Here is a 19,778-nt window from a genome sequence, read left to right as displayed (position 1 = left end):
GGAGCTGTCATGTCTTTGGGTATTCGCAGCCGGGTCACCGTGCCGCTGAAGTTCGCGGACGGATACGTCACCACGGCCGAGGTGATCACCTTCGACGGGCTCGCCGACGGCAAGGAACACCTCGCGCTCGCCCTCGGCGACGCCTTCGGGGCCGAGGTGCCGCTCGTCCGCCCGCACTCCGAGTGCCTCACCGGCGACGTGTTCGGCTCCGAGCGCTGCGACTGCGGCCCGCAGCTGCGCGAGGCCGTCGAGCGGATCGCCGGCGTCGGCGGCTTCCTGCTCTACCTGCGCCAGGAGGGCCGCGGCATCGGCCTCTACGCCAAGCTCGACGCGTACGCGCTGCAGGACCTGGGCCTGGACACGTACGAGGCGAACCGGGCACTCGGGCACGCCGACGACGAGCGGGACTACACCGCCGCGGCGCAGATGCTGACCGCCCTCGGCGTGGGCGCGGTCGACCTGCTCACCAACAATCCCGACAAGCCGGCCCAGCTGCGGTCGTTCGGGGTCGACGTCCGCGAGGTGGTGCCGACCCACGTGCACGCCTCCGCCGCCAACGTGCGTTACCTGCAGGCCAAGGTCGCCCACACCGCGCACACCATCGACCTGCCCCTGGCGGTCTGACTTCCGGTTTCCGCTCAGTCATATTTCCGGAGCGCCGAACGGTAGGGCGACATGCCGTAGGAGCACGGAGGTACTTCGCTGTGGGGATCGAGGCCGTCAACAGCCGGATCGCGGACATCCAGAGCCGGATCATCGCGATGCAGACCCAGCAGGCCACGGCGGCCAAGACGTCGTCGGCCACGTCGACCGACCCCGCGTCGGGCGGCAGCTTCGCCACCGCGCTCGCGGACGCCATGGGCACCCAGTCCTCGGCGGCGTCCGCGGGCCCGGCCAAGTCGTACTCGCTGAACAGCAAGGGGATCCCGACCGAGCTGGTCGGCTACGGCAACGGCAAGATCCCCGCCAACGCGCTGGAGAAGGTGGGCAACACCAACCACAAGCTGTGGGCGCCGGCGGCCGAGTCGCTCACCAAGATGATCAGTGATGCCAAGGCGCAGGGCGTGACCATCGGGATCACCGACTCCTACCGTTCGTACTCCGAGCAGGTCGACGTCGCGCGCCGCAAGGGCCTCTACTCGCAGGGCGGGCTGGCGGCCAAGCCCGGCACCAGTGAACACGGCTGGGGCATGGCCACCGACCTCGACCTGAACAACAAGGCGCAGGCGTGGATGCGCGCCAACGGTGAGAAGTACGGCTTCGTGGAGAACACGCCCCGGGAGCCGTGGCACTGGGCGTACAAGCCGAAGTCGGTCTAAGCCGGCTTCTGCCAGAGCAGCTCGCCGTGCAGCAGTGACATCCAGCCGTCCGGGTGGGCGGCCCAGGCCCGCCACGCGTCGGAGATCTTCTGCAGTTCCGCACCCTGCTCGGCGGCCTGCCGGGCCAGGTCCGACTCGAGGATGCGGTCGGCCCACATGCCGCCCCACCACTGCCGATCCTCCGGCGTCGCGAAACACCAGGTGCTCGACGTCACGGACGGGTCGCTCAACCCGGCGGCGTGGGCCCAGGACAGCAGCCGGCGTCCGGCATCGGGCTCACCGCCGTTGCCACGGGCGATCCGGCGGTACAGGTCCAGCCACTCGTCCAGCTCCGGCAGCTCGGGGAACCATGCGAAGGCGGCGTAGTCGCTGTCGCGTACCGCGACCACGCCACCGGGCCTGGTGACCCGGCGCATCTCGCGCAGCGCGGTGACCGGGTCGCCGACGTGCTGCAGCACCTGGTGGGCGTGCACGACGTCGAACGTGTCGTCGGCGAAGTCCAGCGCGTGCACGTCGCCCACCGCGAAGTCGACGGTGTCCAGCCCGCGCCGGGCGATCTCGGCCCGGGCCAGGTCCAGCGCCGGTCCGGTGGGCTCCAGGGCGGTGACCCGCCCGGGTGTGACTTGCGTCGCGAGATCAGCGGTGATGGTGCCGGGCCCGCACCCGATGTCCAGCAGGGTGTCGCCGGATTTCAGCCGTGGCAGCAGATACGCCGCCGAATTTTCTGCGGTGCGCCAGCGGTGCGAGCGCAGGACCGATTCGTGATGCCCGTGGGTATAGACAGCAGCCATGCCGCGAACGCTATGCCGACGTCTCGCATTTCGGGAGAGTTATCCTGCATTATGAGACGGCAACGAATACCCGATTTCGTGTAGTGGCAGCCAGGCCGTAGTTTTGTGGCCATGAGGATCGGCATCGTAGGCGCGACGGGGCAGGTCGGCGGCGTCATGCGCCGCATCCTGGCCGAGCGCCGTTTTCCCGTAGACCAGCTCCGGCTCTTCGCCTCCGCCCGCTCCGCCGGGCGCACCCTGTCCTGGGGTGACGGCGAAGTGACCGTGGAGGACGCGGCCACGGCCGACTACCGCGGACTGGACATCGTCCTGTTCTCCGCGGGCAAGGGCAGCTCCAAGGAGTACGCCCCCAAGGTCGCCGAGGCCGGCGCGGTGGTGATCGACAACTCGTCGGCGTACCGGATGGACCCGGACGTCCCGCTCGTGGTGGCGGAGGTGAACCCGGACGCGATCGCGCAGCGCCCCAAGGGCATCATCGCCAACCCGAACTGCACGACGATGGCCGCGATGCCGGTGCTGCGCCCGCTGCACGACGAGGCTGAGCTGGTCGCGCTGGTCGCCACGACGTACCAGGCAGTCTCCGGCGCCGGGCTGGCCGGCGTGGCCGAGCTCGACGACCAGATCAAGAAGGTCGCCGACCGGGCCACCGAGCTCGCCTTCGACGGCAGCGCCGTCGAGTTCCCGGCGACCCGGGCGTTCAGCCGGCCGATTGCCTTCAACGTCCTGCCGCTGGCCGGCTCGATCGTCGACGACGGCCTCGGCGAGACGGACGAGGAGCAGAAGCTCCGCAACGAGAGCCGCAAGATCCTGGGCATCCCCGGCCTCAAAGTCTCCGGCACCTGTGTGCGCGTACCGGTCTTCACCGGTCACTCGCTCCAGGTGAACGCCCGCTTCGCCCGCCCGATCAGCCCCCAGCGGGCCCGGGAGCTGCTCGCGTCGGCGCCCGGCGTGGAGCTGTCCGACGTCCCCACGCCGCTGCAAGCGGCCGGCCGGGACCCGACGTTCGTGGGCCGCATCCGGGCCGACGAGACGGTCGACAACGGTCTCGCGCTGTTCCTCTCCAACGACAACCTGCGCAAGGGTGCGGCCCTGAACGCGGTCCAGGTCGCCGAGCTGGTGGCCGCCGCGCTCTGAGCCCCCGCTCCGGCCCGTTCCACCCTTGGGTGGGACGGGCTTTGTCGTTCCTTCGGGGAGTCTTTTCGACAATCCACTATGGAAAAACCGGGCTTTTTGCCTGAATCGGTAGCGCATGGTCGATTTGAGGTGCACAGTGATTGCATGAACGACAGTGGGCCCGGCGGCGGCTACTTCTGGTGCCTCCGCCACAACCGGGTCGAGGCCGGGGACGACGTGTGTCCTGCGCAGTACCGGCTCGGTCCGTACGCCTCCGCTGACGACGCCACGCGGGCGCTCGAGACCGTCGAGAAGCGCAATGCGACGTGGGATGCCGAGGATGCCCGCTGGACCGGGGAGGTCAGCTAGGCCGGCTCGACCCCTGTGTCCAAGCCGGAATCCTGCAGTCTCCAGGCGGAGACGAGCCCGCAGTCATTCGCAAGGAGGAACTTCCCCATGGCCGTGCCCAAGAAGGCCCCGACCCGGGCCGCCACGACCGGCGCCAGAAGCGCGCGGGTCGCCGCGTCCCCGGCAGCCGCCAAGCCTGCTGCCGCCAAGCCTGCCGCTGCCAAGCGGACCGCTGCTGCTGGTTCTGCCAATGGTCAGTCGGTAGCCGTGCGGTCCGCGGTCAAGCCCAAGACCTCGGCTGCTGCGGCCAAGTCGGTTTCGGCCGCCAAGTCCGGTGCGGCCGGCAAGGCTCCGGCCAGTAAGACGACCGCCAAGAAGGCGCCTGCTACCAAGTCGGCTTCGGCTACGCGTTCTGCCGCGGGGGCCAGGAAGTCCTCGACGACTGCGAAGTCGTCGACCGCTGCGCGGTCCGCGGGTGCCAAGTCGTCGGCTGTCAAGGCTGCTGGGCCCAAGGCCACGGCTGCCAAGTCCACGGCTGCCAAGTCCACGGCGGCGAAGTCGACGGCGGCTGCGAAGTCCGCGGCTGGGAAGTCTTCCGGGGCCGCGAAGTCGACCGCCAAGTCGGCTGCCGCGAAGTCCACGGCCGCGAAGTCTTCCGTGGCGAAGTCATCCGCGGGCAAATCGGCGGCTGTCAAGCCGACGGTGGCCAAGTCCGCTTCCGCTCGTTCCGCTTCCGCTCGTTCCGCTTCGGCTCGTTCCGCTTCGGCTCGTTCGGGTGCGGCCAGCGGGACGTCGGTTCGTTCCGCGGCGGCGAAGTCCACCGGGGCGAAGTCCACCGGGGCGAAGTCCACCGCGAAGTCCTCCGCGGCGAAGACCACGGCGAAGTCCTCCGCCGCTAAGTCGACGGCGGCCAAGTCGACCGCCACCAAGGCGACTGCCGCTAAGCCGGCTGCCGTGAAGTCGGCTGCCGTGAAGTCGACTGCGGCGAAGTCGACCGCCGCTAAGCCATCTGGCGCCAAGCCGTCTGCGGCGAAGGCTGGGGCCGGTAGGTCGGGCGCCGGCAGGGCGACTGCGGGTAAGGCCACCGCTGCCTCGTCCGCCGCTGGCAAGGCTTCGGCCGCGGTCAAGGCCACCACCAAGGCTGCCGCCAAGTCCGCCGCCGCGGCCAGGACCTCGGCCGGTGCAGCGAAGAAGGCCGCCGCCCGCAGCACCGGCAACGCGGCCGCCACCAAGGCCCGGACAACCACCGCCGGCAAGGCCGCCAACGCCAAGCCGGCCGGCATGACCAAGACGTCGGCCACCAACGCCGGCCGGGTCAAGAAGCCCGTCACGGCGGCGGCCGCCCGTACCGCCACCGCCGGCAACAGCCGCCTGTCCGGGAACGGCCGGGTCTCCACCGTCGCCGGCTCGGCCCGCAAGGCGACCGCCAAGCGCTGAACCCGGGCACACCAGGGCCGCGCCGATCACGGCGCGGCCCTTCTGCGTACCGGAATTGTCGGTGCGGCCTGGTAGGAATGACCCGTGCCGATCAAACGGGTGTGGGCGCCACGCATCGACTTCTCCGTGCTGCGCCGTGAGCTCGAGCTACCCGCCGAGTTTCCGGCCGACGCCATGCGGGAGGCGCAGGAGGCCGCCACCGGGGTCGCACCGCCGGGCGTCGACCGCACCGACATCCCCTTCGTCACGGTGGATCCGGCCACCTCGCGCGACCTCGACCAGGCGATGGAGCTCACCCGCCGGTCCGGCGGCGGCTATCGGGTGCGCTACGCGATCGCCGACGTCGCCTCCTATGTGCGGCCGGGCGGCGCGCTCGAGGCCGAGACCTGGGTGCGCGGCCAGACCATCTACTTCCCGGACGGCAAGGTTCCGCTGCACCCGCCGGTGCTCAGCGAGGGCGCCGTGAGCCTGCTGCCCGACGCGGACCGCGCCGCGGTGCTGTGGACCATCGACCTGGACGCCGACGGCGAGATCACCGGCATCGCCCTGGAGCGGGCGCGGGTGCGCAGCCGGGCCAAGCTCGATTACGCCGGCCTGCAAGCGGACGTCGACGCGGGCACCGCCCCGGAGCCGATCGCCCTGCTGCCCGAGCTGGGCGCGCTGCTGGCCCGCCGCGCCGCCGATCGCGGCGCGGTCAACCTGCCCCTGCCCGAGCAGGAGGTCGAGCAGAACGGCGACGGCTGGCAGCTGGTCCTGCGGGCGCCGCTGGCCGTCGAGGAGCACAACGCCCAGATCTCCCTGCTCACCGGCATGGCTGCCGCGACCCTGATGCTGCGGGGAAAGGTCGGGCTCCTCCGCACCATGCCGCCCGCCCGCCCCGAGGCAGTCACCAAGCTCCGAGCGGCCGCCGCCTCCCTCGACGTCCCCTGGCCTCCCGACGCCTCCGTCGGCGCGGTCGTAGCCTCCGTCGACCCGGCCAGCCCCCGCGGCGCCGCCTTCCTCAACCAGGCGGCCGAGCTGCTCCGCGGCGCCGGCTACACAGCCTTCGACCAGGAGACGCCCGCGGAAACAGGCCACGGCGGAGTGGGCGCGCCCTATGCACACGTGACAGCACCGCTGCGTCGCCTGGCCGACCGCTACGCGACTGAGGTGTGCCTCGCTCTGCACGAGGAACGCGAGGTGCCGCAGTGGGCCCGCGAAGCCCTACCCCGCCTCCCCAAGTGCATGGCGACGACAGACCGGGTCGCCTCAGCAGCCGACCGCGGCGCCGTGAGCCTCGCCGAAGCGGTGCTGCTCGCCCACCGGGTGGGGGAAACCTTCGAGGCCGGCGTTCTCGACGTCGACGAGGACCGCGCCGGCGGGAAGGGCGCTCAGGACGCCGCCTCCACGAAGCCAGACGGCCAGCCAGCCGCCCCCACGAAGCCGGACGGCCAGCCGGCCGGTCCCGAGGCCGAGCCGGCCGCAGCCCCGAAGCAGAACGGGCGCGACAAGCCGAACAACCGCCGCCCCCGAGGCGGCAAGGTCGCCATCGACGAACCGGCCGTCCAGGCCCGCTGCGTGGGCGAACTCCCGCTGGGCGACCGCATCCAGGTCCGCCTGACCCAGGCCGACCCCACAACCAGAGAGGTCCTCTTCGAACGAATCTGACCCGCCCGGCTTCCGCGCACCCCGCCCGAACCGGGTCCGTGTCCGGTCGGCCATGACCGGCTCTGCACCGCGATCAAGGGCTGACGTCTGCCCGCCTTCGCCGCCCGTCCCATCCGATCATCCGCCGTCACGGGCATCGCTGGGCCGGTGGTGTTCGCGGTCGCGGGTATCGCCGGGCGGCGTGGCATTTGCCGTTGCGGGCACTGCGGGGCGGTGGGAGTCGCCGCCGGGGGCGTTGTTGAGCTGGCTGGTGTTCGCGGTCGCGGGTATCGCCGGGTGGCGTGGCATTTGCCGTTGCGGGCAGTGCGGGGCCGATGGGAGTTGCCGCCGGGGGTGTCGTTGAGCTGGCTGGTGTTCGCCGTCGCGGATATCACCGAGCCGCGTGGCATCCGAAGTCGCGGGCGTCGCAAGCGTTCCGGGGAGCTGGGGATCTGTTGCACCGGTGCGGTCGTTGCCGTGACCCAGGTCAGGGGAGTTGCGGGACGCCTGCCGGGTCCAGGGGCCAGGCCGGGTTGTGGGTGATCTCCCACAGATGGCCGTCCGGGTCCGTGAAGTAGCCGAGATACCCGCCCCACTCCGCCGCGCCGCCGGCCTTCACCAGAGTTGCGCCGGCCTGGACCGCTGAGCGGAGTGCCTCGTCCACCGCCGCCGGGCTTTCCACGTTTATCGCCAGCATTGTGCCGCGGAAGTCGGCTGCCGGGTTCGGTGGTGGCTGGCGGGTCGGCAGGCCCGCGTCCGCCGTGATGTCGTCGGTCGCGACCAGCGACAGCAGACCGCCGGCGGTGTGGAAGAAGCTGACCACGCCGGGCACCGAGGCCGCCGACAGCCGCCAGCCCAGGGACTCGTAGAACTCGGTGGCTCGGGCCACGTCGGCCACGCCGAGGGTGGCCAGGCTGACTCGGGCAGGAACGGACATGGCAGGAAGTCTGCCACTTGTCCGATCTTGCCCGGGCCGTACCCCTGGCTCAGAAGGTGTGTTCCTCCGCCGGGAACTCACCGCCGCGGACCTCGTCCGCGAACTGCCTGGTCGCCTCGGTCAGGATGCCCGACAGGTCGGCGTAGCGCTTCACGAAGCGCGGCGCCTTGCCCTCGCGCAGGCCCGCCATGTCCTGCCAGACCAGCACCTGCGCGTCGGTGTCCGGGCCCGCGCCGATGCCCACCGTCGGGATCGTCAGTTCCTTGGTGATCTGCTTCGCCACCTCGCCGGGCACCATCTCCAGCACCACGGCGAACGCGCCCGCCTCGGCCACCGCGCGGGCGTCGGCGATGACCTCCTCCGCGTCGCTGCCGCGGCCCTGCACGCGGTAGCCGCCGATGGTGTGCTCGCTCTGCGGGGTGAAGCCGATGTGAGCCATGACCGGGATGCCCGCGCCGGTGAGCGCCCGGATCTGGTCCGCGGTGCGGCGGCCGCCCTCGAGTTTGACGGCGTGGGCGCCGCCTTCCTTCATGAAGCGGACCGCGGTGCGCAGCGCCTGGGTCGGGCCCTCCTCGTACGAGCCGAACGGCAGGTCGCCCACCACCAGGGCCGTCTTCGTCGCGCGGACCACTGCGCGTACCAGGGGGAGCAGCTCCTCCGTGGTGACCGGGAGGGTCGTCTCGTAGCCGAAGACGTTGTTGGCCGCGGAGTCACCGACCAGCAGGACCGGGATGCCGGCGCGGTCGAAGATCGCGGCCGTGTACTGGTCGTAGGACGTCAGCATCGGCCAGCGGTCGCCGCGTTCCTTCGCGGCGATCAGGTCGCGGGTGCGCACGCGGCGGGTGGCGGGGCCCCCGTACAGGGTGGGGATCTCGGACATCTCTGTCTCCTTCCCTCGAGGCCGCGGTGTGCGGTCCCCGGGTCTGCCCAAATCGTCGCACCCGGCGGGCCGCACCGGTCAGGGTTCAGTGGAGCCCGTCACACCCCTTCCCTGAACCGGTTGGTGATCGGCAGGCGGCGGTCGCGGCCGAACGCCTTGATGGAGATCTTGGTGCCCGGCGCGGACTGCCGGCGCTTGTACTCGGCCAGGTCGACCATGCGCAGCACCCGGTCCACCAGCGCGGCCTCGTGGCCCGCCGCGATCAGGTCGTCGCGGCCCTGGTCGCCGTCGATGTAGCCGGCCAGGATCGCGTCCAGTACGTCGTAGTCGGGCAGCGAGTCGCTGTCCACCTGGCCCGGGCGCAGCTCCGCGCTGGGCGGCTTGGCGATCGAGTTCTCCGGGACGGGGGAGTCGGCCTGGGTGTTGCGCCAGCGGGCCAGCTTCCAGACCATCGTCTTCGGTACGTCCTTGAGCGGGTTGAAACCGCCGACCGAGTCGCCGTACAGGGTCGAGTAACCCACCGCCAGCTCGCTCTTGTTGCCCGTCGTCAGCACCAGGTGTCCTTCCTGGTTCGACAGGGCCATCAGGATGACGCCCCGGACCCGCGCCTGCAGGTTTTCCACCGCCAGGCCGGAGAGCGACATGTTGGCCAGGAAGGCGTCGACCATCGGCTGGATCGGCTCGCTGCGGTAGTCCAGGCCGGTGCGCTTGGCCAGGTCCGCCGCGTCGTCGCGGGAGTGGGTGGACGAGTAGCCGCTGGGCATCGAGACGCCGACCACGCGTTCCGGGCCGAGCGCGTCGACGGCGATCGCGGCGACCACCGCCGAGTCGATGCCGCCGGACAGGCCCAGCACGACCGAGCGGAAGCCGTTCTTCTCCACGTAGTCGCGCAGGCCCAGGGTGAGCGCCGACCAGATCTCCGCCTCGTCGTTGACCCGGTCCGCGATGCCGCCGACCGCCGGGCCGTCGGTGAGCGGGCGCAACGGTCCGGCGACGGTGACGCGGGTGATGCCCATGGCGTCGTTCGTGCGCTCCTCGACCCGGGGCGCCTCAGCGGCGGGAGCCGGGCCGGGCTCGTTCTCGACCGCGTCGGCCTCGGGCAGCTCCAGGTCGTGGATCAGCAGCTCGGTGGTGAACTGGCCGGCCCGGGTGAGCAACTCGCCGGCGGCGGTGACGATCATCGAGTCGCCGTCGAAGACCAGCTCGTCCTGGCCGCCGACCATGTTCACGTACGCGATGGTCGCGCCCGCCTCGGCCGCCCGGCGCTTGACCAGCGGCAGCCGGACGTCGTCCTTGTTCAGCTCGTACGGGGAAGCGTTGATGTTGACGACGAGCCCGACGCCGGCCCGCCGGGCCGCGGCGAACGGGCCGCCGGCCTGCCACAGGTCCTCACAGACGGTGAGGCCGACGTCGACGCCGCCGACGCGCACCACCGTCAGCGCATCGCCCGGCTCGAAATACCTGTCCTCGTCGAAGACGCCGTAATTGGGCAGGTGGTGCTTGAAGTAGGTCGCCGCGATGCCGCCGCCGAAGAGCAGCGCGGACGCGTCGCGCCGGCCGCTGCCCGGCACGGCGTCGGCGCTGGTCGGCGCCGGGCCGTCGGCGTCGACGTAACCCACCACCACGGCGATGTCGCCCAGGCCGTCCGCGGCCAGGTCGGCGGCCAGCGTACGCAGCGCGCCCTGCGACGACCGCACGAACGAGTCCCGGAACACCAGGTCCTCGATCGGATAGCCGGTGAGCATCATCTCCGGGAAGGCGACCAGCTGGGCTCCGGCGTCGGCGGCCGACCGGGTCCAGTGCCGGACGGCGGCGACGTTGCCGGGGATGTCCCCGACCGTGGAGTTCACCTGGGCAAGTGCGACGCGCAACGAAGGCATACCGGTATTCTTCCCCAGCGCTGACGGGCCGTGCCGCCTTCCCCCGGGGCCGCCCGCGGGCCATGGTCAGCGTAATCTCGGCGTAACGGGACCGGGAGACACTGAGCGCCGGCAAGTACGAGGGGTTGACGTGGACCGACAGCAGGAGTTCGTGCTTCGTACGCTCGAAGAGCGCGACATCCGTTTTGTCCGGCTTTGGTTCACCGACGTGCTCGGCACGCTCAAGAGCGTGTCGGTGGCGCCCGCGGAGCTGGAATCCGCCTTCGAAGAGGGCATCGGCATCGACGGCTCGGCCATCGAGGGCTTCGCCCGGGTCTCCGAGTCCGACATGGTCGCCATGCCCGACCCCACCACGTTCCAGGTCTTCCCGTTCGAGGGCGGCGCCAGCGGCGAGAGCGCCCGGATGTTCTGCGACATCCTGCTGCCCGACGGCAGCGCGGCGTGGGCCGACCCGCGGCACGTGCTGCGCCGGATGCTCGCCAAGGCGGCCGAGAAGGGCTTCACCTTCTACACCCACCCCGAGGTCGAGTTCTTCCTGGTCCAGGACGGCCCGCTGGACGGCTCGGTGCCGATCCCGGTCGACGGCGGCGGCTACTTCGACCACACCACGCATTCGGTCGCCCGCGACTTCCGCCGGCAGGCCGTGCTCGCCCTGGAGCGCATCGGCATCTCCGTCGAGTTCAGCCACCACGAGGTCGCCCCCGGCCAGCAGGAGATCGACCTGCGGTACGCGGACGCGCTGACCACGGCCGACAACATCATGACCTTCCGGCACGTCGTCAAGGAGGTCGCGCTCTCCCAGGGCGTACGCGCGACGTTCATGCCGAAGCCGTACACGGACCAGCCCGGCAGCGGCATGCACACGCACCTGTCGCTGTTCGAGGGCGAGCGCAACGCCTTCCACGACGGCGAGGACCCGCTGAAGCTGTCGAAGACGGCCCGCGCGTTCATCGCCGGCCTGCTCGTGCACGCCCGGGAGTACACCGCGGTCACCAACCAGTGGGTCAACTCCTACAAGCGGCTGTTCCCGATGCAGCTGCCCGACCGGATCACCGAGTCGCCGGCGTTCGTCAGCTGGGGCGCGCTGAACCGTTCCGCGCTGGTGCGGGTGCCCGCCTTCGGCAAGCCCAACTCGGCCCGGGTCGAGGTCCGCTCGCTGGACTCGGCGACCAACCCGTACCTGGCCTTCGCGGTCATGCTCGGGGCCGGCCTCAAGGGCATCGAGGAGGGCTACGAGCTGCCCCCGGGCGCCGAGGACGACGTCTGGTCGCTCTCGCCGGCCGAGCGCAAGGCGGCCGGCTACGACGCCCTGCCGGAGAACCTGGCCGAGGCGATCGACGTGATGGCCAAGTCGGAGCTGATCCCCGAGGTGCTGGGCGAGCACGTCTTCGACTTCTTCCTGCGCAACAAGCGGCAGGAGTGGGAGCAGTACCGTCGCGAGGTCACGCCGTACGAGCGTCAGCGCTATCTCGGCGCCCTCTGATCTCCACAATCGGCCCGGCGGTGGATCACCGGAGTGCGCTGGTCCGATACGGTGCCCTCTGACGTCGTGACGAGGGAGAAGCCGTGCTGGAAGATCTGCTTGAGGGTGCCGGGCGCAGCGTTGTGTTCGGCCTGGTCGGTATCGGGCTGATGGCCGTCGGCTTTCTGCTGGTCGACCTGCTGACCCCGGGCAAGCTGCGGGACCTGATCTGGGTGGACCGCAACCCGAACGCCGCCCTGCTGCTCGCGGCCAACCAGCTCGGCATCGCGCTGATCGTCTTCACGGCGATCTTCACCAGCTACGACGAGTTCGGCCGGGGCCTGGCGTCCACGGTGATCTTCGGCCTGCTGGGCATCGCGGTCATGGCCGCGGCGTTCGTGGTGCTGGACTGGATGACCCCCGGCAAGCTGGGCGAGGTCATCTGCACCCCGGACCGGCACCCGGGAGCCACGGTCAGCGCGGCCTCGCACTTCGGCGCGGCGCTGATCGTCTGCGCCTGCATCGCCTGACCCGGCCGGTCGGGAGCGGATCGGCCGGCCCGGGGAGCCGCCCACCGGCGGCTCTCCGGAGCCTCAGGCGCCCGGGGTACGCCCGAAGTCGCTGATCGCCGTGCTGCCGGTGCGCCGCATGAAGGGCAGGTCCTCGATGATCGCGGCCGCGGCCATGATCAGCGGGATCGCGGCCAGCTGGGCCACCGCCACCACGTGCCCGAGCGGGATGGTCGCCAGCACGACGAGCGCGGCCACGACGCGGTGCCACCGGCCGCCCAGGCCGAGCCGCAGCAGGAAGGCCGCGTGCCCGAGCTGGTAGATCGCGACCCCACCGGCCAGGGCGATCGCCTCGCCCCAGTGCAGCGGCTCGAAGGCGTGCCCGACCGTCTTCTTGATGCCGACGGCGAGCACGACCACGCCGAGCAGCATCACGTAGTGCGCGTACCCCCAGCCGTCGAGCGCGAGCCGGGCGCGCCGCCGCGGATCGGTCGTGGCGGCCAGGACGTGCTCCGAGCGGTCGTTGTCGCCGGCGAAGTAGATCCACCACAGGTAGTAGGCGATGCAGAGGCCCAGGACCGCCACCAGGATCGCGCCACCGCCGAGGTGGACCCCGCGGAAGCCGAGCCCGATGGCGACGATCGACTCGCCGATCGCGACGATCATCACCAGGCCGTGCCGCTCGACGAAGTGCCCGGCCAGGATCGAGTGCATCTCGATGTCGTGCACGTAACCGGCGGCGATCTGCACCAGCGGCGCGGCGATCCAGCACAGGTGCCGGTACGGCTCGGGCAGCAGTCCGCCGGTCAGCACCAGCAGGGCGGCCAGGATGTTGAGCGGGGCCAGCTGCCGCATCGCCTTGCGCGCGGCGGGACCGGCCTGCAGGAACAGCGCCGAGTGGACCAGGTTCACCACGAGATAGCTGACGCCGAAGAGCCAGCCGTACTCGCCGAGGGCCTCGGGCACCGCCAGGGCCATCACCAGGAACCCGGCCATGCCGGCCAGCAGCAGGGTGCGCCGGACGGAGCTGTTCGGGGCGACCGCGTTGGTCAGCCAGGCGTACCCCGAGTACATCCACCAGATGACGAAGAGCATCAGCATCACGTCGCCCAGGGTGGCCAGGGTGATGTGCTCGGCGAGCGTCTCGGTCAGCTGCGTGATCGTGAAGACGAAGACGAGGTCGAAGAAGAGCTCCAACGTCGACACCCGGACCCCGGACGCCGGCGCGGCGGTCGCTGATTCCGTCATGGCCCGCAGCCTAGGGGCCGGGACGGGATTCTGGCGACGCAGCTGACCTTGGAGCTGAAACCGGTCGACCGTCCGGCCGCCATCGGCGAGGATGCCGGGCGTGAATCTCACCCTCGAAGCCGTGACCGCCGCCAACTGGCGGTCCTGTGCCGCCCTCACCGTGCATCCCGACCAGCGGGAGTTCGTCAACGCCGTCACCTACTACCTCTGCCTGTGCAACTACGGCGACACCTGGCAGCCGCTCGCCGCCGTGCGTGACGGGGAGGTCGTCGGCTTCTGCATGTGGGGGATCGACGACGACCGCAGCCGGTGGATCGGCGGGGTGGTGGTGGACGCCGCGCGCCAGCGCACCGGGATCGGCCGGGCCATGATCGGCACGCTGGTGGAGCGGCTGGCGGCCGACCCGGACTGCCCGAACGTCGCCCTCAGCTACTCCCCGGACAACAAGGCGGCCCGGGCGCTCTACGCCTCGCTGGGCTTCGTCGAGACCGGGGAGATGGAGGACGACGAGGTCGTGGCCCGCTGGACGAGATCGTGAACACCGACCGGGGGCTGACCTTCGCGCACCTGCGGGACCCGTCCGGCAACCACTTCGGGGTCGGCCCGCCCCCGGCGAGCCACGACGGGTGAGCCACGGGAACGGGTGGGCCGGGGCCGGGTGTCGGTCCCACCCGATAGCCTCGGAGCGTGGGTACAGCGCTGGTAATCGAGAACGATCCGTCCGACGATCTCCGCAGGCTGGGTGAGTGGCTCACCGAGGCCGGCCTGGAGCTGACCGTCGTGCGCCCGCACGTGGGTGACCCGTTGCCCGAGACGCTGGACGAGCACGTGGCTCTGATCGTGCTCGGCGGCGACCAGAGCGCCTATCCGAACGCCGCGGGTGATCCGGGCGCGTCCTGGTTCCCCGCGGTGGAGGGGCTGCTGCGCAAGGCGGTCCGTCACCACGTGCCCACGCTCGGGGTCTGCCTCGGCGGGCAGCTGCTCGCGACCGCGCACGGCGGCCTGGTCGAGCGCAGCACCTCCGGCCCGGAGATCGGGCCCGGCCTGGTCGGCCGGCGCGACGCGGCGGACGGCGACCCGCTGTTCAAGTACGTGCCGCTGCTGCCCGACGTGGTGCAGTGGCACAGCGACGAGATCACCGAGCTGCCCATCGGCGCCGTGCTGCTGGCCGCCTCCTCGCGGTATCCGCACCAGGCGTTCCGGCTCGGTGACCGGGCGTGGGGCCTGCAGTTCCACATCGAGTGCGACGCCGAGATGATCGCCGACTGGACCCGGACGGACGTGGCCGCGCTCGACGAGCTCGGTTACGACGCCGAGGCGGTCGTGGCGGCCACGGCCGAGATCCTGCCGGACGTCGAGGAGGTCTGGCAGCCGTTCGCGGCCCGCTTCGCGGCGCTGGCCCTCGGCACTCTTCCCGATGCCGACATCCCCGATCCCGGGACCATCCGCACCCTTCCGCTGCTGGGGCAGTAGGCATGATCGCCGGCACCGAGCGGCACCCGGCTGCGGCGAACGACGGCATCGCCGGCGCGGGCCAGCAGGGCACGCCGAAGGAGGGCACCGCATGACCAGGCCCAGCCGGCTGGCCCGGTACGGCTTCGCCGACAACGGCACCCGCGCCGCCGACCTGCTCGGCCCCGGCGGTCTGCGGCTGTGGGACGCCGAGGCGCAGGCCCCGGTCGACGGCGACGCGGGTGAGCTGATCCACGCCCTGTCCCGGGCCGCCGACCCCAATCTCGCCCTGCGCCAGCTGCACCGGATGGTCGACGCGGTGGCCCGGGCGGCCGAGCGCGGCAGCGGCGGCCCGGTGACCGGGCCCGGCGAGGAGATCTCCGACAGCCCGGCGGCCGACGCCGTGCTGCACGCGATCTACACCGACGCCGGGCTGCGGCGCCGGCTGGTCGCGGTGCTCGGCGCTTCGTCCGCGCTGGGTGATCACCTGGTCGCGAACCCCGATCAGTGGCGGGTGCTCGCCACCGGCAAGACCGGCCTGCCGCCGAACGCCGAGGGGCACCTGGAGTTCGGCGACTCGACGGGGGAGGGGCCGCCGACCGTCCCGCTGCTGCGTACGGCGTACCGGATGGCCCTGCTGCGGATCGTCGCGGCCGACCTGACCGGCGGCCGGGGCCTCGAGCCGACCATGGCGGCGCTGTCCCGGCTGGCCGACGAGACCCTCGCGGCGGCGTACGCGATCGCCCTCGCCGGTCTGCCCGCGAGCACCGCTCCGCCGAGGCTGGCGGTCGTCGCGATGGGCAAGTGCGGCGGCTACGAGCTCAACTACGTGTCCGACGTGGACGTCATCTTCGTGGCGGCCGGCGACGAGGACCTCAGCGCGGGCACCGCCGTCGCGGCCCGGCTCATCGAGGTGTGCGGGCAGGTGGCCTGGCCGGTCGACGCAGCGCTGCGCCCGGAGGGCAACCGCGGTCCGCTGGTCCGCACCCTGGCCAGCCACCAGGCGTACTACCGCCGCTGGGCGCGCACGTGGGAGTTCCAGGCGCTGCTCAAGGCCCGCCCGGCCGCCGGTGACCTGGACCTGGCGGCCGAGTGGATCGACGACCTGGCCCCGCTGGTCTGGCACGCGGCCGAGCGCCCCGAGGCGGTCGAGGACGTCCGGGACATGCGCCGCAAGATCATCGACAACGTGCCGGCCAAGGAGGTCGAGCGCGAGATCAAGCGCGGTCCCGGTGGCCTGCGCGACATCGAGTTCGCGGTGCAGCTGCTGCAGCTCGTGCACGGCCGGATCGACGAGAGCCTGCGCGAGCCCGGCACCCTGCCCGCGCTGCGCGCGCTGGTGGCGGGCGGCTACGTGGGCCGCGAGGACGGCGAGACGCTGCTGCGCGGTTACCGCTTCCTGCGCAGCGTCGAGCACCGGCTGCAACTGCAGAACCTGCGGCGTACGCACACCGTGCCGGACGATCCTCAGGCGCTGCGCTGGCTCGCCGCCGCGCTGGGCTACAAGGCGGTGGCCGGCCGCGACGCGGTCGAGGCGTTCCGCTCCGACTGGGTCGGCCACGCCGCGCACGTCCGGCGGCTGCACGCCAAGCTGCTCTACCAGCCGCTGCTGGAGGCGGTCGCCCGGGTGCCGGCCGAGGCGCTGCGGATGACCCCCGAGTCGGCCGGCCGCCGCCTGGAGATCCTCGGCTTCGCCGACCCGGCCGGGGCGCTGCGCCACCTGCAGTCGCTGACCGGCGGGGTCAGCCGTACGGCGGCGATCCAGCGCACGCTGCTGCCGATGCTGCTGCAGGACTTCGCGGACTCGCCCGAGCCCGACCGCGGCCTGCTCAACTACCGGCACGTGTCGGAGAAGCTGGGCACCACCCCCTGGTATCTGCGCCTGCTGCGTGACGGCGGCCCGGTCGCGCGCCGGCTGGCCCGGGTGCTGAGCCTGTCCCGGTACGCGACCGACCTGCTCACCCGCGACCCGGAGGCATTGCGGCTGCTCGCCGACGACGCCGAGCTCCAGCCGCGACCCCGCGACGTGCTGCGCGACGGGTTCATCGCCGCCGCCGACCGGCACCTGGATGCCGGGGCCACCGACGCGACCAAGGCCATCACCGCCGTGCGGGCGCTGCGCCGGCGGGAGCTGTTCCGGCTGGCCTGCGCCGACATCCTCAGCCGGGCCGGCGAGCTGGCCCCGGCCCACCCGCTGGACGTGCACGCGATCGGCATCGCCCTCTCCGATGTCGCGGACGCGACGCTGGGTGCAGCATTGCACGCCGCCCGGCGGGTGCATCCCGGGCCGGAAGGACTGCGGTTCGCGGTGATCGGCATGGGCCGGCTCGGCGGGTACGAATTGAGCTACCCCTCCGACGCCGACGTGCTGTTCGTCTACGCCCCGCCGGAGGGCATGTCCGACGGCCAGGCCAGCGCGTCGGCGCACGCCATCGCGGAGGAGATGCGCCGTACCCTCGGCGCCCCCGCGCCCGATCCGCCGCTCGGTGTCGATGCGGACCTGCGCCCGGAGGGCCGGCAGGGCCCGCTGGTGCGCAGCCTCAACGCCTACGCGCAGTACTACGCCCGCTGGTCGAAGGTGTGGGAGTCGCAGGCGTTGCTGCGGGCCCGGTTCGTGGCCGGCGACGCGGAGCTGGGCCGCGAGTTCGAGCAGCTCGCCGACGGGATGCGCTATCCCAGCGGCGGCCTGACCCGCGAGCAGGTGATCGAGATCCGCCGGATCAAGGCGCGGGTGGAGACCGAGCGGCTGCCCCGCGGCGCGGACCCGAACACCCACACCAAACTCGGCCGCGGCGGCCTCGCCGACGTGGAATGGGCGGTGCAACTGCTGCAGCTGCGCCACGGGTACGCGCTCCCGGAGCTGCGCATGACCCGCACGCTGGAGGCGTTGTCGGCGGAGCTGCGGGGCAAGCTGATCGACAAGGTCGACGCGGCGGCGATGACCGCGGGCTGGACCCTGGCCGCCCAGGTCCGCAACGCGCTCACCCTGGTCCGCGGCCGCCCGACCGACCAGCTCCCCCGCCACGGCGTCGAACTGGCCGGAGTGGTGCTGCTGCTCGGCGGCGGCGACCCGGGCGAGTTCGTGGACCGGTATCTGCGCATCACCCGCCGCTCACGGGCGGCGATGGAGCGCGTCCTCGATGCATGAGGAGCGGCGCGGCCTCCTGCGGGTGCTGGCGCCGACGCTCGGCACCGCGCTGGTGCTGGCCGGCGCGTTCCTGCTGGCGCCCCGGATGGGCACCGACCTGGCGGCGCAGCAGGCCCGGGCGGACTTCTTCGCCGGTCACGGCTGGGCGCCGGTCGACTTCGGCTGGTACGGCGGGGTCGGCCAGTTCGGCTACAGCCTGCTGACGGCGCCGCTCGGATCGCTGATCGGGATGCGGGTGCTCGGGGCGCTGGCGGCGGTGGTCGCATCGATCCTGTTCGGGTGGCTGCTGTGGCGCACCGGGGTGCGACGGCCGGTGGTGGGCGCGCTGATCGGGGTGCTGGTCTTCGCGGCCAACCTGGCCAGTGGGCGGGTCACGTTCGCGGTGGGCCTGGCCCTCGCGGTGGCCGCCCTGTGCGCCGCAGCCGAGCCGTCCCCAGCCAGGCCGGGATGGCGGCGGCATGGGCGGCTCGTCGCCGTGTTCGTGCTGGGCGCCCTGGCCACCTGGGCCAGCCCGGTCGCCGGCCTCTTCGCCGGGCTGGCGGGCGCCGCACTCCTGCTCACCGGCCCGGTCCGGGCCGGCCTCCGGTCCTGGCGCCCCGACCCGCACTGGCCGCAAGCGCTGGCCCTCTGCCTGGGCCCGGTGCTGGCCCTGGCCCCGATGGCCCTGCTCTTCGGCAACGGCGGCCGCCAGCCCTTCACCGCCGAGTCGATGAAGATCCACGTGGCCCTCGCCGTGCTGGTCGCCGTCGTCGTTCCCCCGCGCTGGCTCGCCGTGCGGATCGGGGCCGCGCTGACCGTCGTGCTGCTGCTCGGCGCGTTCTATCTGCCCAGCCCGATCGGGTCCAACGCGCTGCGGCTGCCCATGCTCTTCACGATCCCGGTGCTCGCGGCCCTCGTCACGTTCGGGCGGGTCCGGCTGGCCCTGCTGCTCGTGGCCGTCTTCTGGTGGCAGCCCTTCGTGGTCACCGGCGACCTGGGCCGCGCGGGGTCGCCCGAGTCGCGCCCCGCATTCCATCGGCCGCTGGTCGACGAGCTGGCCCGGCGGGAACCGGGCCGCGTCGAGGTGGTCCCGCTGCGGGACCACTGGGAGTCGGTGTACGCCGCGGCGCAGGTCCCACTGGCCCGCGGCTGGGAACGCCAGGTCGACACGGACCGCAACGCCCTGTTCTACCGCGACGTGCTGTCCCCGCAGGACTACGTCACCTGGCTGCGCGCCAACGCCGTCACCTACGTCGCCATCGCCCCCGGCGCGGTGCCCGACCGGTACGCCCGCACCGAGGCCGCCCTGGTCCTCAACGGCTTGCCGGAGCTGCGCCCGGTGTGGCAGAACGACACCTGGCGCCTGTACGAGGTCACCGACGCGACGCCATTGGTGTCGGCCCCGGCCGAGCTCGCCCGCAGCGACCGCGGCGGCGTCACCGTGCGTGTCCCCGCGCGCGCCGACGTGCTGGTCCGCGTGCACTGGTCGCGCTGGCTGAGCGTGCCGCAGCCGGGCGCCTGTCTGGCCCGCGGCCCCGACGGCTGGACCGAGCTGCGCGTCACCACCCCGGGTGAGTTCCGGCTCACCAGCTCGCTGCGGCCCGGACCGGCGTGCTGACCGCGGGCCGATGGGTACGCTGACGCGCATG

18 protein-coding genes are annotated in these 19,778 nt (G+C 72.2%); 12 read left to right on the top strand and 6 right to left on the bottom strand.

The window, feature by feature from the left end:
* Nucleotides 1–9: 9 nt before the first annotated feature.
* Both ribA and AB0C12_RS15905 read left to right on the top strand, forming a co-directional pair.
* On the top strand, nucleotides 10–624 hold the full coding sequence (ribA, locus tag AB0C12_RS15910) for a GTP cyclohydrolase II (RefSeq protein WP_360548367.1): 615 nt from the start codon (nucleotides 10–12) through the stop codon (nucleotides 622–624).
* Nucleotides 625–704: 80 nt separating this feature from the next.
* Nucleotides 705–1,319: a M15 family metallopeptidase gene (locus AB0C12_RS15905; protein WP_360548365.1), complete on the top strand. Its 615-nt coding sequence runs from the start codon at nucleotides 705–707 to the stop codon at nucleotides 1,317–1,319.
* On the opposite strand, the gene AB0C12_RS15900 is transcribed toward AB0C12_RS15905, so the two are convergent.
* Nucleotides 1,316–2,110, bottom strand: coding sequence for a methyltransferase domain-containing protein (locus tag AB0C12_RS15900; RefSeq protein WP_360548363.1), 795 nt, complete (start codon nucleotides 2,108–2,110; stop codon nucleotides 1,316–1,318). The two genes, AB0C12_RS15905 and AB0C12_RS15900, sit on opposite strands and share 4 nt — an antisense overlap.
* 111 nt (nucleotides 2,111–2,221) lie before the next feature.
* Here AB0C12_RS15900 and AB0C12_RS15895 point away from each other — a divergent pair, with 111 nt between their 5' ends.
* Entirely contained in the window at nucleotides 2,222–3,244 is a 1,023-nt protein-coding gene (locus AB0C12_RS15895; protein ID WP_360548361.1) for an aspartate-semialdehyde dehydrogenase, read from the top strand.
* 144 nt (nucleotides 3,245–3,388) lie between these two features.
* A complete protein-coding gene (locus AB0C12_RS15890; protein WP_125805285.1) occupies nucleotides 3,389–3,592 on the top strand; it encodes a hypothetical protein in 204 nt (67 codons plus the stop codon).
* 233 nt (nucleotides 3,593–3,825) lie between these two features.
* On the opposite strand, the gene AB0C12_RS15885 is transcribed toward AB0C12_RS15890, so the two are convergent.
* On the bottom strand, nucleotides 3,826–4,854 hold the full coding sequence (locus AB0C12_RS15885; RefSeq protein WP_360548358.1) for a hypothetical protein: 1,029 nt from the start codon (nucleotides 4,852–4,854) through the stop codon (nucleotides 3,826–3,828).
* Here AB0C12_RS15885 and AB0C12_RS15880 point away from each other — a divergent pair.
* Together AB0C12_RS15880 and AB0C12_RS15875 are read left to right on the top strand one after the other, a co-directional pair.
* Entirely contained in the window at nucleotides 4,853–5,008 is a 156-nt protein-coding gene (locus AB0C12_RS15880) for a hypothetical protein (RefSeq protein ID WP_360548356.1), read from the top strand. The two genes, AB0C12_RS15885 and AB0C12_RS15880, sit on opposite strands and share 2 nt — an antisense overlap.
* 84 nt (nucleotides 5,009–5,092) lie before the next feature.
* Nucleotides 5,093–6,655: an RNB domain-containing ribonuclease gene (locus AB0C12_RS15875; protein WP_360548354.1), complete on the top strand. Its 1,563-nt coding sequence runs from the start codon at nucleotides 5,093–5,095 to the stop codon at nucleotides 6,653–6,655.
* 466 nt (nucleotides 6,656–7,121) lie between these two features.
* Here AB0C12_RS15875 and AB0C12_RS15870 read toward each other — a convergent pair whose 3' ends face one another.
* The 3 genes from AB0C12_RS15870 to AB0C12_RS15860 form a co-directional block, all read right to left on the bottom strand.
* Nucleotides 7,122–7,571: a VOC family protein gene (locus AB0C12_RS15870; protein WP_360548352.1), complete on the bottom strand. Its 450-nt coding sequence runs from the start codon at nucleotides 7,569–7,571 to the stop codon at nucleotides 7,122–7,124.
* Between the two features lie 49 nt (nucleotides 7,572–7,620).
* Nucleotides 7,621–8,451, bottom strand: a complete 831-nt coding sequence (gene panB / locus AB0C12_RS15865) for a 3-methyl-2-oxobutanoate hydroxymethyltransferase (RefSeq protein ID WP_360548350.1) — start codon at nucleotides 8,449–8,451, stop codon at nucleotides 7,621–7,623.
* A 98-nt stretch (nucleotides 8,452–8,549) separates the two neighbouring features.
* A complete protein-coding gene (locus tag AB0C12_RS15860; protein ID WP_360548348.1) occupies nucleotides 8,550–10,331 on the bottom strand; it encodes an NAD+ synthase in 1,782 nt (593 codons plus the stop codon).
* A gap of 130 nt (nucleotides 10,332–10,461) precedes the next feature.
* On the opposite strand from AB0C12_RS15860, the gene AB0C12_RS15855 reads away from it, so the two are divergent.
* The gene (locus tag AB0C12_RS15855) at nucleotides 10,462–11,814 is read left to right on the top strand and encodes a glutamine synthetase family protein (RefSeq protein ID WP_360548346.1); all 1,353 of its coding nucleotides are present in this window, start codon (nucleotides 10,462–10,464) and stop codon (nucleotides 11,812–11,814) included.
* A gap of 83 nt (nucleotides 11,815–11,897) precedes the next feature.
* The gene (locus AB0C12_RS15850) at nucleotides 11,898–12,323 is read left to right on the top strand and encodes a DUF350 domain-containing protein (protein ID WP_360548344.1); all 426 of its coding nucleotides are present in this window, start codon (nucleotides 11,898–11,900) and stop codon (nucleotides 12,321–12,323) included.
* 63 nt (nucleotides 12,324–12,386) lie between these two features.
* Here AB0C12_RS15850 and AB0C12_RS15845 read toward each other — a convergent pair whose 3' ends face one another.
* Complete coding sequence (locus tag AB0C12_RS15845; protein WP_360548342.1) at nucleotides 12,387–13,550, bottom strand: low temperature requirement protein A; 1,164 nt, start codon at nucleotides 13,548–13,550, stop codon at nucleotides 12,387–12,389.
* 91 nt (nucleotides 13,551–13,641) lie between these two features.
* On the opposite strand from AB0C12_RS15845, the gene AB0C12_RS15840 reads away from it, so the two are divergent.
* The 4 genes from AB0C12_RS15840 to AB0C12_RS15825 all read left to right on the top strand — a co-directional run bounded on the left by AB0C12_RS15840 (nucleotide 13,642) and on the right by AB0C12_RS15825 (nucleotide 19,747).
* A complete protein-coding gene (locus tag AB0C12_RS15840) occupies nucleotides 13,642–14,088 on the top strand; it encodes a GNAT family N-acetyltransferase (RefSeq protein WP_360548340.1) in 447 nt (148 codons plus the stop codon).
* Nucleotides 14,089–14,237: 149 nt separating this feature from the next.
* Nucleotides 14,238–15,023, top strand: coding sequence for a type 1 glutamine amidotransferase (locus AB0C12_RS15835; protein ID WP_360548339.1), 786 nt, complete (start codon nucleotides 14,238–14,240; stop codon nucleotides 15,021–15,023).
* A 91-nt stretch (nucleotides 15,024–15,114) separates the two neighbouring features.
* Nucleotides 15,115–18,150, top strand: coding sequence for a bifunctional [glutamine synthetase] adenylyltransferase/[glutamine synthetase]-adenylyl-L-tyrosine phosphorylase (locus tag AB0C12_RS15830; protein ID WP_360548337.1), 3,036 nt, complete (start codon nucleotides 15,115–15,117; stop codon nucleotides 18,148–18,150).
* Complete coding sequence (locus tag AB0C12_RS15825) at nucleotides 18,143–19,747, top strand: hypothetical protein (RefSeq protein WP_360548335.1); 1,605 nt, start codon at nucleotides 18,143–18,145, stop codon at nucleotides 19,745–19,747. Before AB0C12_RS15830 ends, AB0C12_RS15825 begins: the two co-directional genes overlap by 8 nt.
* Nucleotides 19,748–19,778 lie beyond the last annotated feature (31 nt).

Origin of the sequence: Actinoplanes sp. NPDC048967, assembly GCF_040649415.1 — a bacterium.
Classification (GTDB): Bacteria; Actinomycetota; Actinomycetes; order Mycobacteriales; family Micromonosporaceae; genus Actinoplanes.
Note: the sequence above shows the minus strand (reverse complement) of the source record. Positions and strands in the feature narration are given on the sequence as shown.

Excerpts from the sequence above, each read along its gene's own strand:
- ribA (WP_360548367.1), top strand. The coding sequence starts at position 10 with ATGTCTTTGGGTATTCGCAGCCGGGTCACCGTGCCGCTGAAGTTCGCG.
- AB0C12_RS15900 (WP_360548363.1), bottom strand. The coding sequence starts at position 2,110 with ATGGCTGCTGTCTATACCCACGGGCATCACGAATCGGTCCTGCGCTCG.
- AB0C12_RS15895 (WP_360548361.1), top strand. The coding sequence starts at position 2,222 with ATGAGGATCGGCATCGTAGGCGCGACGGGGCAGGTCGGCGGCGTCATG.
- AB0C12_RS15890 (WP_125805285.1), top strand. The coding sequence starts at position 3,389 with ATGAACGACAGTGGGCCCGGCGGCGGCTACTTCTGGTGCCTCCGCCAC.
- AB0C12_RS15880 (WP_360548356.1), top strand. The coding sequence starts at position 4,853 with ATGACCAAGACGTCGGCCACCAACGCCGGCCGGGTCAAGAAGCCCGTC.
- AB0C12_RS15885 (WP_360548358.1), bottom strand. The coding sequence starts at position 4,854 with ATGCCGGCCGGCTTGGCGTTGGCGGCCTTGCCGGCGGTGGTTGTCCGG.
- AB0C12_RS15870 (WP_360548352.1), bottom strand. The coding sequence starts at position 7,571 with ATGTCCGTTCCTGCCCGAGTCAGCCTGGCCACCCTCGGCGTGGCCGAC.
- panB (WP_360548350.1), bottom strand. The coding sequence starts at position 8,451 with ATGTCCGAGATCCCCACCCTGTACGGGGGCCCCGCCACCCGCCGCGTG.
- AB0C12_RS15860 (WP_360548348.1), bottom strand. The coding sequence starts at position 10,331 with ATGCCTTCGTTGCGCGTCGCACTTGCCCAGGTGAACTCCACGGTCGGG.
- AB0C12_RS15845 (WP_360548342.1), bottom strand. The coding sequence starts at position 13,550 with ATGACGGAATCAGCGACCGCCGCGCCGGCGTCCGGGGTCCGGGTGTCG.
- AB0C12_RS15840 (WP_360548340.1), top strand. The coding sequence starts at position 13,642 with ATGCCGGGCGTGAATCTCACCCTCGAAGCCGTGACCGCCGCCAACTGG.
- AB0C12_RS15830 (WP_360548337.1), top strand. The coding sequence starts at position 15,115 with ATGACCAGGCCCAGCCGGCTGGCCCGGTACGGCTTCGCCGACAACGGC.
- AB0C12_RS15825 (WP_360548335.1), top strand. The coding sequence starts at position 18,143 with ATGCATGAGGAGCGGCGCGGCCTCCTGCGGGTGCTGGCGCCGACGCTC.